The sequence below is a fragment of the Methylocaldum sp. 14B genome (assembly GCF_002005105.1).
Taxonomy (GTDB): Bacteria; Pseudomonadota; Gammaproteobacteria; order Methylococcales; family Methylococcaceae; genus Methylocaldum.
This window is the reverse complement of sequence record NZ_MSCV01000014.1, coordinates 123,892-134,657: the sequence shown is the minus strand read 5'-3', so window position 1 is coordinate 134,657 and position 10,766 is coordinate 123,892. Positions and strand designations below refer to the sequence as shown.

Below are 10,766 nucleotides of genomic sequence, written 5' to 3'. Positions count from 1 at the left end.
AGAGTAATCTCGTAAGCTGGCGTAAAGGCTACTCATGGAGCCGTAATTAGTCAATGTTTAATGGAAACCGCTGGAGATATCAGATCATTGTTCAACATCTTTATTTTTGCATTTGTTTCCGTGCTGGCGTGGTCGGTCGTTCAGCCGTACAGCTATAGCGTCTGGCTTTTGGATGCAATACCCGCCATGGCCGCGTTCGTCGCAGTAATCGCCACGCATCGTCTCTTTCCTCTGACTCCTCTGGCCTATAGCCTGATCCTGGCTTTATGCCTGCTGATCCTCGTCGGCGCGCATTACTCGTTCGGCAAAGTTCCTTTTTTCGATTGGCTGAAACCGCTATTCGGGAGTCAGCGAAACAACTTCGACAAGCTGGCTCATTTTTTTCAAGGGTTTTCGCCCGCGGTTGTTTTTCGAGAAATTTTCATTCGTTCCGGCGTTTTTCGGGATCGACGCTGGCTGGCCGCGATTGTGGCGGCCCTGTGCCTCGCGCTCAGTGCCGCCTACGAGCTCGTTGAATGGGCCGTTGCGGTGGCCTTGAGAGACGGGGCCGAGGATTTTCTGGCGATGCAAGGCGATCTGTGGGATGCGCAATCGGACATGGCTTTTGCCTTGACCGGAGCTTTGATATCGCTTGCACTGTTGAGTCGGCGGCATGACAAACAGATCGAACGGCTTAGCTGAGAGGCCGGCCGCCGAACCGTCCCGCGACTCGTGTCGCGACATGCCCGCAAACGTTCGTTGGTCTGTCATCATTCCAGTTTTGAACGAGGCGGACATAATCCGGGAGGCGCTATCCCGGCTGCAGCCGTTAAGAAGTCAGGGAATCGAAATCGTCGTTGCCGACGGCGGAAGCACGGACGGTAGTCCGAACCTGGCCCGTGAATTCGTGTCGTCGATCGTACGCGCGCCCAAGGGGCGAGCCGCGCAGATGAATGCCGGCGCAAGCGTAGCGACGGGCGGCTACCTGTTATTTCTCCATATCGACACCCGATTGCCGGAGAACGCACTCCTCGCGTTAACAAAAGTTTTCGAATCCCAGACCGCATGGGGACGCTTCGACGTGCGGCTGTCCGGGAATCGTCCGTTGTTGCGGATCGTCGAAACCCTGATGAACTGGCGCTCTCGCTTGACCGGCATCGCGACGGGCGACCAGGCCATATTCGTGCGGCGAGACATCTTCGAGCGCATAGGCGGCTTTCCGGAGATCCCACTCATGGAGGACATAGCGCTGAGCGAGCGGCTAAAACGCATCGCTAGCCCCGCCTGCCTTCTGGAGCGGGTGATAACGTCCAGCCGGCGATGGGAACAAAACGGAACGGTGCGTACTATCCTCCTCATGTGGAAACTGCGACTGCTCTATTTTCTCGGGACCAATCCGGCCAAGTTAGCCGCCGCATATTACCGCCATGACTGAATCTATCCTCCGTCTTGTTTTCTTTCTCGGCGTGCTTGGCATGATGCTGTTATGGGAGTGGCGTAGTCCATTCCGGACGTTTCCCGAAGGCAAGATACGCCGGCTTGCGCGGCACCTCGGCCTGATGACCCTCAACTCCGCCGTCGCACGCATCTTAAGCGGCGGAGGCGCATATTTCGCCGCAGAGTTCGCACTCGAAAGCCACTGGGGCCTGTTCAACCAACTCGCCCTGACTTACAGTTTATCCTTCGCAGCTGGCTTACTCCTGCTCGACTTCGCCATCTACCTCCAGCACATCGCCTTTCATCGGGTTCCGCTGTTCTGGCGATTGCATAAGATTCACCATCTCGACCTCGGTTTCGACACGACCACGGCCATCCGTTTTCATCCCTTGGAAATCGTCCTGTCGACCTACTACAAAATGGCTTTAGCCATCGCTTTCGGAATATTGCCGACGGCCATTCTGGTCTTCGAGATACTTTTGAACGCCTGTGCTTTGTTCAATCACGGAAATGCGCGCATCCCGGCTCCGTGGGAAAGGAGACTCCGACTGTTTCTCATCACCCCGGACATGCACCGCATCCATCATTCGACCTACAAGCCGGAAATGGACAGCAATTTCGGATTTTCCGTGCCGTTCTGGGACAAGCTGTGCGGCACTTATTGCGCAACGCCGCTCCTGGGCCAAGAAGGCATGGAAATCGGCCTCAAAGACCAACGCGATCCAAAACTGCTAGACTTTTCGCGGCTGCTGATTTTGCCGTTCCGTTGAAGTATGTCGGACTACCGTTTTCCGCTTGCCACCCTGGCCATCATGGCGAAGGCGCCGATTCCGGGGCAAGTAAAAACCCGATTGATTCCCGCTCTAAGCGCGGAAGCGGCGGCACGGTTGCATACTGCTCTACTCCGCAAAACGGGCCGGGAGATGCTGCACGCAAACCTGTGCCCGGTACAGCTTTGGTGCTCTCCCGATACCGGCCACCCCGAATTTGTCGGCTTGGAACTGTTGGGAGCAGCCCTGAAAACGCAATGCCGGGGCAACCTCGGAGCGCGCATGGCCTACGCTGCCCGCGAGTCTCTCGAGAAGGCGAACCAGATCATCATTATCGGCACCGATTGTCCGGCGCTCGATCCCCTTTATGTGGAAAATGCGATCATCGCATTGATGAACGGAAACGATGCGGTCGTCGGTCCGGCCGAAGATGGCGGTTACTGCTTGCTCGGGCTGACCCGGACCGACGGCGAACTGTTCCGAAACATGCCATGGGGCGGAGCGGAGGTGCTGAACGAGACGCGGCAACGGCTTGAAAAGCTGCGCTGGCGGTGGGCGGAGCTCTCCCCGTTGTGGGATATCGACCGTCCTGAAGACTTGCAGCGGCTTAAAAACATGGACGAATGGCAGGAAAAATTTTTGCGTCCATACCCTGATCCGGCTAGACTTTTGCGCCCGCAATAGACTCATCACTATGTATATCGGCCCGTATCGACTGGCTAACCGCTTGATTCTGGCTCCTATGGCCGGCGTAACTGACCGCCCCTTCCGAATGCTATGCCGTCGTTACGGCGCAGCTCTCGCCATATCGGAAATGGTGTCCGCCAATCCCGCCTTGCGCCATGATCGCAAGACCCTGCGACGGAGCGATCACGCCGGAGAGCCGGAACCCCGTGCCGTACAGATTCTCGGCAACGATCCGGCCGCCATGGCCGAAGCCGCCAGAATCAACGCCGATCGAGGCGCACAGATCATCGATATCAACATGGGCTGTCCCGCCAAGAAAGTGTGCCACAAAGCCGCCGGATCGGCGCTTCTCAGAGACGAACGCCTGGTCGCGCGGATTTTGGAAGCGGTTGTCGGAGCGGTGGAGGTACCGGTCACGCTAAAAATACGCACCGGCTGGGACCCCAACCACCGCAACGCGGTCACCGTTGCGAAAATCGCCGAGAATGCGGGCATTCGCGCCATCACGATTCATGGTCGCACCCGAGCCTGCGGCTTTTCCGGGCAAGCCGAATACCTTACAATTCACCAGGTCAAGCAAACTGTAGGCATCCCGGTGATCGCCAACGGCGACGTCGATTCGCCGGAAAAAGCAGCGGCCGTCCTCGAACTCACCGGTGCCGATGCTGTCATGATCGGTCGAGCCGCCCTTGGAAACCCTTGGCTGTTTCGTCGCATCGACCATTTTCTTAGCGGAAGCGTCGAGTCCGGACTGCCCGGAGCGGAGGAAACGCGGGATGTCATTTTGGAACATCTGAACGGACTTTATGCATTCTACGGCGAACATCTCGGAGTGCGGATCGCGCGCAAGCACGTCGGTTGGTACCTGAGCCATCTTTCCTGCCCGCCGGATTTCGGCCCGCTGTTCAACATTCAAGACGGTGCCAATCAGCAACTGGATTTAATAAACCAATTGTTTAACGAAGAAAGTCGGAAATTGGCTGCATGAAAGCACAAGCAAGGAATATCGAGGCAATGCCCAATGCCGTCGAGTTCAAAACCGATGCCACATTGCTCTTGAGCGACCACGTACGCATGACCCTGACGCGCTACTTTGCTCAGCTCGACGGGCATGAGGCAACGGATCTCTACGCCATGGTCATCAGCGAAGTGGAAAAGCCCTTGATCGAAACCGTATTGGAGCAATGCGGTCATAACCAGAGTAAGGCGGCGCTGGTACTCGGCGTTAGCCGCAGCACCTTACGCAAGAAGATGCTTCAGTATGGCATCGAGTAATCTTTTTTAATTTTCAGCTGCCCGCGTCATCTTTTCATGAAAATCAAAGTCTCCCGAGCACTCGTTAGCGTGTCAGACAAATCCGGACTTGTGGAATTCTGCCGAGGACTGGCTGACCTTGGAATCGAGATCCTGTCATCGGGCGGGACAGCCGCGCTTTTGCGCGAAAACGGCATCGCGGCAGTGGAAGTATCCGACTATACCGGTTTTCCCGAAATGATGGGCGGACGGATCAAGACTTTGCATCCCAAGATCCACGGCGGCATTCTCGGGCGCCGCGGGATCGACGAGAATGTGATGGCGCAACACGGCATCTCTCCCATCGATCTGGTGGTCGTCAATCTTTATCCCTTTGAGCAAACCATCTCCAAGCCCGACTGTGAACTCGCCGAAGCCATCGAAAACATAGATATCGGCGGTCCCGCCATGATCCGTGCGGCCGCCAAGAATCATGAATCGGTGGGCGTAATCGTCGACCCAACCGATTACCCCGAGGTTCTCGGGGAACTTCAAGCGCAAGCCGGCTGTCTGTCCGATGACATGCGATTCAAGCTGGCGATCAAAAGTTTCCGGCATACCGCTGCCTATGATAGCGCCATTGCGGCTTATCTCGGTAAGGCCGAAGACTCGGACACATTCCCGGACCCGCTCGTGATGCGTTTCCGCAAAGCCCAAGCGATGCGCTACGGGGAAAATCCGCACCAAAAAGCGGCATTCTACGTTGTACCCGGCGTGCCCAGCGGCACCGTCGCTGCGGCGAAACAGCTTCAGGGCAAGGAACTGTCCTACAACAATATCGCCGACGCGGATGCGGCGCTCGAATGCGTCAAGACTTTCGACGACTCGCCTGCCTGCGTCATCGTCAAGCATGCCAATCCATGCGGCGTCGCGCAGGGCAAGACACTGATGGAGGCTTACGACCGCGCCTACGCCACCGACCCAACCTCCGCGTTCGGCGGCATCATCGCCTTTAATCAAGCGCTGGATGTGCAAACCGCCCGCGCCATCATCGAAAGACAGTTCGTGGAAGTGATCATCGCTCCCCGGCTGGGCGAGGGTACGCTTCAAGTGCTCAGCGGAAAAGCCAACGTACGGGTTTTGGAATCCGGTCCTTGGGCTAGCGCTCCCGCGCCGGAATGGGATTTCAAACGCGTATCCGGTGGTCTCCTGGTACAAGACCGCGACCTGGGCGTTGTTGCTCGGGAAGATTTGCGTATCGTCACCCAGCGCGCCCCAACCGAAGACGAAATGGCCGATCTCTTGTTTGCCTGGAAAGTGGTCAAGTACGTCAAGTCCAACGCCATCGTGTATTGCAAGAACCGCCAAACCATCGGCATAGGTGCGGGACAAATGAGCCGCGTCTATTCGGCGCGCATCGCGGCGATCAAGGCCGCGGACGAAGGACTTGCCGTTCAAGGCTCGGTTATGGCTTCGGACGCTTACTTCCCGTTCCGCGACGGGGTGGATTCGGCCGCCGCGGCCGGGATCACCGCCGTCATTCAGCCGGGCGGCTCGATACGCGACCCGGAAGTGATCGCGGCCGCCGACGAACACGGCATGGCCATGGTCTTTACCGGCACGCGGCATTTTCGCCACTAACCAGTTACAGTTTTTCTCGAACTTCTTTGAATCGATCCGAACGGTTTTCCGACACCGACCTCTGCGTCAAATGCGGGCTGTGCCTGCCCCATTGCCCTACCTACAACAAAACTCTGGACGAGAACGAATCCCCGCGCGGACGCATCGCCCTGATCCAGGGCTGGGCACAAGGATCACTCGCTGCGACGCCGGAATTGGTAAGTCACATCGATAATTGCCTCTTGTGCCGATCCTGCGAGGCGGTCTGTCCGGCCTATGTTCCGTACGGCAGCCTCGTCGATCGGTTTCGCGGCGAAACCGGCGAGGTGGGAAAAACCACATCGGCTCGCATCAAGTCCGCCGGGATCAAGATTGCGCTGACCAATAAGCGCGCTTCCCGCTGGGTGGAACGCCTGGTAGAAAAATCGGGACGCGAGAGCAAAGGACTGCTACAAAAGACGGGCTTGCTGAAAGCACTGGGACTGTCCCAATTCGACGCGGGACTTCCGGATATATCCACTTCGGTACGCTGGAACGACTTTTATCCCGCACAAGGCCAGAACGAGCGTGGCCGGGTCGCCCTGTTTCTCGGCTGTACGGCAAACCTTCTGGATGCCGAGACCGTCTCTTCAACTCTGCTTGTACTGAACCGGCTCGGCGTCGGCGTTCGGGTGCCGGACACGCAGGTATGTTGCGGGGCACTGCATCATCATGCCGGCGATCAGGCTTCAGCGCGAAAGCTCATGGATCGCAATCTGGCCGCTTTTAATTTGTCCGACGCGGACACCATCATCACCATCGCGAGCGGCTGCGGTGCGATGCTGCGCGACTATCGGCAATTGGAAGCCACAGCCGATCTTGCCAAGCGCGTCAAGGACATCAGCCAGTTCCTTGCAGAACTCTCCTGGCCCGACAACATCGAGTTCAAACCCCTGGCCGCCAAGGTTTGCGTGCATACCCCGTGCACCCTGAAGAACGTGTTGCGGGCGGAACGTCACGGCGCCGACCTGCTCCGCCGCATACCGTCCCTCGACGTAGCATCCCTACCCAACTCCCAGCGCTGCTGCGGTGCCGCGGGCAGTTATATGCTGGAACACCCTGAAATGGCTAAAGACCTGCGGGACGATGTACTCGAATCGGTGACGGCTATCAAACCTGATTTCCTGGCGACATCCAATCCGGGTTGCGCAGTGCATTTAAGAGCCGGCTTGAAGCAGAGAGGGCTGGGCCATATCGAAGTACTGCATCCGGTCACGCTACTCGCACGGCAGCTCGTTCGATAAAAAAAGCCGGCTCAGCGCCGGCTTTTTGGAGTTATGGGGTTTACGGAGTCGTGCTCGAGACCGTGATCCCTCATCGCCGCAGTTTGTAATTTCGGCCGTAGAAGATTTCCGCCATTTCCTGCTTGAGCTGCTTCTGAATGGCGATACGCTCCTCGTCGGTCAGCGCATCTTTGTCGGTCTCGAACAGATAATTGTCGAGATGGAAGTCTTTCAGGATCATCTTGGTGTGGAAAATTTTCTCCTGATAGACGTTCACGTCGATCATCTGATACCGCTCCGCCATCGCATCCGAAATGTAGTTCTGAATGGACGTGATCTCGTGATCGTTATAATGCTTCTGGCCGCTGATATCGCGCGTGAAGCCGCGCACGCGGTAATCCATGATCACGATATCGGACTCGAAGCTGTGGATCAGATAATTGAGCGCCTTTAGCGGCGAAATCCGGCCGCAGGTGGATACGTCGATATCGGCCCGAAAGGTGCTAATGCCGCCATAGGGGTGACTTTCCGGATAAGTGTGCACCGTGATGTGGCTTTTGTTCAGATGCGCCACCACGGATTCCGGCGCGGGACCCGGCGCCTCGATATTGGTGATGGTATCCGGCACGTGCCCTTCCGAGATGAGCATGGTCACGCTGGCGCCCTGAGGCTCGTAATCCTGACGCGCTATGTTCAAAATTTCGGCGCCGATGATCGCATTCACATCGGTCAATATCTGCGTCAAGCGTTTGGCGTTGTACATCTCGTCGATGTACTCGATGTAACGACGCTGCTGCTGGCCCGATTTGGCATAGCAGATGTCGTAAATATTGAAGCTCAACGATTTGGTGAGGTTATTGAAACCGTGTAACTGCAATTTTTCCATCGATCTAACGATTACCCCCGTAGTCGGTTGTAACTGCCCCTTGACCGCACGCGCTCACGAATAAAGTGCAGGGCCGGTGCCAAAAGTTCATGAGACCGAGAAACCTGTCCATCGTTCACTCGACTTCGATGATTTCATAGTCGTGCGTAATCTGGGCCGTTTTCCCGAGCATAATCGATGCGGAACAATATTTCTCCGCGGAGAGTTGAACCGCTCGGTTGACCACTGCGTCGCTCAGTCCTTTGCCTTTAACGACGAAATGCACGTGGATCCGAGTAAAAACCTTGGGATCGGTTTCCGCCCGTTCAGCTTCGAGCTGTAGCTCGCAATCCCGCACATCGTGCCGCCCTTTGCGGAGAATATGTACTACGTCGAACGCCGTACATCCCCCCATCCCTATCAGCAAGGTTTCCATCGGACGCACACCGAGATTCCGGCCGCCCGATTCCGGCGGCCCATCCATGACTACCGTGTGACCGCTGCCGGATTCAGCCAGGAACAGCGCATTTTCTACCCACTTGACGCGCGCCTTCATCGAAGACCCCCGAGTAAAAATAGCCGCATACTTTATCACAATTCCCCGCCGGGCCAAGCGAAATTAATCGCTGCTAAACTTGATAGATCGCTTTCCATTCACGAGACCCGCAACGCCTATGCATTCTCTCTCGAAACCGGACGAGGCTCTGGCAAATCTCCTGCCGTATTGCCATCGCCGTCGTTATCCCAACAAAACGCACATTATTCGGCCCGGAGATGCAGGAGACACGCTCTATTACATCATCGAAGGCGCGGTTACGGTCAGTCTGGCGCACAAGCCGAGCGGTGACGATATCGTACTCGCTTATCTGAACAAGGGAGAGTTTATCGGCGAAATCGGAGTATTCATGGGCTCCATGCTTCGGGATGTGACGGTCACGACCCGTGAACCGAGCCAACTTGCCGAGATAGGTTATGCTCGATTTTCTCAATTGCTCAACGGCGAACTCGCCGAACATGCCGTAGGCATTTTGAATCTCCTAGGGCGTCAGCTGTCCCGGCGGCTTTTACACACCAGCCGCAAGGTCGGCAACCTCGCATTCCTCGATGTTTCCGGTCGTATCGCGCACACCCTCATAGAGCTATGCAAGCAGCCTGAAGCACTGACGCACCCCGACGGCATGCAAATCCGCATCACCCGGCAGGAACTGGGCCGCATCGTAGGCTGCTCCAGGGAGGTTGCGGGAAGGGTTCTGAAAAATCTCGAAGAACAGGGACTCCTTTCGGCCAAAGGCAAGACGATCGTCGTCTATGGGACTCGTTAAGCCACAGCCTGCGCTCGGAAAGATGGCCAAGGTTTAGCCCGCTCAGCCTGTCAGTCGGGCAACCACATCCGGCCGCGCAAGTAGAGCAGACGCTTTCCATAATCCGATACGGCGATTGCCCCGATAAGGCTGGGAAAATTCGGCACTCTCCTCAAATGCCTTCTTGCTACCGCGATACACGATGACAACATAACCATCGGGGTGTGCGGCCAACCATTCGGACAGCGCCTTACGCGTGTGGAGCACCTTGAGCGGTTCTTTCAGCCTCCCGACGAATTGAAAATCCCCGCTGTATTTTTCCCAATGCGCAATCGATGCTCCCAGCGCTTGCAACTGGGCAAGACGAGTTCCCATAGGCCGCATGTCGTGGTGAGATCGCCCTGCCTCGATATAAATGAGATGCGCGGCCAGCACCACGCCGATCATCGCTCCCACGACTGCCCGCACCATCGTTGCCGAGTCACCGGGCCGCCATAGCAGTAGAAAAGCACCCAGTCCGATGATCAGCGCTCTCGCGATCAAGGGCGATGCTTCGGCGACGGCCACGACTGTGCTATCGGCTTTCGGAAAGCCGAGAACACCGGCGATACCCGGAAGCAAAGCCAACGCCAGCCCCAAGCCCAATACGACCGTTCCGAATGCCCGTTGACCAAAGCGCCCGACCTGAATCGACGGATCGCCGAATACCCGGGCGAAGATCAGTGCCCAGATGGGCAGAGAAGGAAGCAGATAATGAATCTGTTTGGCGCTGACAGCCGATAACAGTATCAATACGGCTGCAACGTGAAGAATGCAGAAGCGCAATTTCAGATCCGCCTTTAGCTCGATCAGCTTGCGCCAAAGACCCGGCCAAAGAATCCATGGAAACAAAAAAATCGGCAATATGGCCGCATACCACCACCATGATCGCTTATGAGCGAAGGAATTGGCGATGCGGCCAGCCGACTGCCCCCAAAAGATGGCTTGGGCGTACTCTTCGCCCCCGGACATGCCGGCGGGAATAGCCCATGCCAAGGCAATGGCCGCGCCCAAGACGGTAGCCGCCAGAATACCGGCGCACCATCCGCCCCAGCCCGAACGCGGACCGCGCCCCATCCACCAAGGTGCCAGCAGACCAACCGGCAGTATGAGCAGCAAGATGATGGGCCCTTTGGACAGTACCCCTCCACCGATCCCGACAGCCGTCATCAACCAGCCGAGATAGGAAGGTTCTTGAGCGGCGCGCAGAATACCCAACACGCCCAGCAAGGCAAAAAAGGCCACCAGCATGTCGTAGAGGGTCAGGGTGGTCCACATGGACCAGACCGCAAGACCGAGCAAAATCAAAGGAGCCAGGCGGGATACCGACTCCAACTCGGGCCACAGCCGGCGCGCCAAACGCTCGGTCAGAATCAGATTGGCCAAGCCGAACAAGGGACCTACCAACCGCGGCGTCCAGTCGTTGACGCCGAAGATGAGCCAGCTCAAATGGATGATCCATTGGAAAAGAGGCGGCTTGTGACTGTACGGTTCGCCGTTCAGGGAAGGCACGAGGAAATCGCCTCGCAGCCACATCTCCCAGGCTACCGATACGGCGCGGGTTTCATCGACG

At 57.1% G+C, this 10,766-nt stretch carries 12 protein-coding genes; 9 read left to right on the top strand and 3 right to left on the bottom strand.

The window, feature by feature from the left end:
* The first annotated feature begins 87 nt into the window (after positions 1 to 87).
* From B2A78_RS12375 to B2A78_RS12340, 8 genes are read left to right on the top strand one after another with little or no spacing between them, the layout of a single operon-like run.
* A complete protein-coding gene (locus B2A78_RS12375; RefSeq protein WP_086133190.1) occupies positions 88 to 681 on the top strand; it encodes a DUF2238 domain-containing protein in 594 nt (197 codons plus the stop codon).
* Between the two features lie 40 nt (positions 682 to 721).
* Positions 722 to 1,414 carry a TIGR04283 family arsenosugar biosynthesis glycosyltransferase gene (locus B2A78_RS12370; RefSeq protein WP_077730300.1) on the top strand — a complete coding sequence of 231 codons (693 nt, stop codon included), beginning with the start codon at positions 722 to 724 and terminating at the stop codon, positions 1,412 to 1,414.
* Complete coding sequence (locus B2A78_RS12365) at positions 1,407 to 2,186, top strand: sterol desaturase family protein (protein WP_077730299.1); 780 nt, start codon at positions 1,407 to 1,409, stop codon at positions 2,184 to 2,186. The genes B2A78_RS12370 and B2A78_RS12365 overlap by 8 nt, the downstream gene beginning before the upstream one ends.
* Positions 2,187 to 2,189: 3 nt before the next feature.
* Positions 2,190 to 2,870, top strand: coding sequence for a TIGR04282 family arsenosugar biosynthesis glycosyltransferase (locus B2A78_RS12360; protein ID WP_077730298.1), 681 nt, complete (start codon positions 2,190 to 2,192; stop codon positions 2,868 to 2,870).
* 10 nt (positions 2,871 to 2,880) lie between these two features.
* Complete coding sequence (gene dusB, locus B2A78_RS12355) at positions 2,881 to 3,861, top strand: tRNA dihydrouridine synthase DusB (RefSeq protein WP_077730297.1); 981 nt, start codon at positions 2,881 to 2,883, stop codon at positions 3,859 to 3,861.
* Positions 3,858 to 4,148, top strand: a complete 291-nt coding sequence (locus tag B2A78_RS12350; RefSeq protein WP_077730296.1) for a helix-turn-helix domain-containing protein — start codon at positions 3,858 to 3,860, stop codon at positions 4,146 to 4,148. The genes dusB and B2A78_RS12350 overlap by 4 nt, the downstream gene beginning before the upstream one ends.
* Positions 4,149 to 4,184: 36 nt before the next feature.
* Positions 4,185 to 5,747 carry a bifunctional phosphoribosylaminoimidazolecarboxamide formyltransferase/IMP cyclohydrolase gene (gene purH, locus B2A78_RS12345; RefSeq protein WP_077730295.1) on the top strand — a complete coding sequence of 521 codons (1,563 nt, stop codon included), beginning with the start codon at positions 4,185 to 4,187 and terminating at the stop codon, positions 5,745 to 5,747.
* A gap of 26 nt (positions 5,748 to 5,773) precedes the next feature.
* Positions 5,774 to 7,009: a (Fe-S)-binding protein gene (locus B2A78_RS12340; protein ID WP_077730294.1), complete on the top strand. Its 1,236-nt coding sequence runs from the start codon at positions 5,774 to 5,776 to the stop codon at positions 7,007 to 7,009.
* A 70-nt stretch (positions 7,010 to 7,079) separates the two neighbouring features.
* On the opposite strand, the gene speD is transcribed toward B2A78_RS12340, so the two are convergent.
* Together speD and B2A78_RS12330 are read right to left on the bottom strand one after the other, a co-directional pair.
* Positions 7,080 to 7,886 (bottom strand): adenosylmethionine decarboxylase, encoded by an 807-nt coding sequence (speD, locus tag B2A78_RS12335; protein WP_240502507.1) that lies wholly within the window; start codon positions 7,884 to 7,886, stop codon positions 7,080 to 7,082.
* Between the two features lie 103 nt (positions 7,887 to 7,989).
* Positions 7,990 to 8,409: an OsmC family protein gene (locus B2A78_RS12330; RefSeq protein WP_077730292.1), complete on the bottom strand. Its 420-nt coding sequence runs from the start codon at positions 8,407 to 8,409 to the stop codon at positions 7,990 to 7,992.
* Positions 8,410 to 8,527: 118 nt separating this feature from the next.
* Here B2A78_RS12330 and crp point away from each other — a divergent pair, with 118 nt between their 5' ends.
* Positions 8,528 to 9,175, top strand: coding sequence for a cAMP-activated global transcriptional regulator CRP (crp, locus tag B2A78_RS12325; protein ID WP_077730291.1), 648 nt, complete (start codon positions 8,528 to 8,530; stop codon positions 9,173 to 9,175).
* Between the two features lie 42 nt (positions 9,176 to 9,217).
* Here the strand turns inward: crp and B2A78_RS12320 are convergent, their stop codons facing one another.
* On the bottom strand, positions 9,218 to 10,705 hold the full coding sequence (locus tag B2A78_RS12320) for a glycosyltransferase family 39 protein (protein ID WP_168175407.1): 1,488 nt from the start codon (positions 10,703 to 10,705) through the stop codon (positions 9,218 to 9,220).
* Positions 10,706 to 10,766 lie beyond the last annotated feature (61 nt).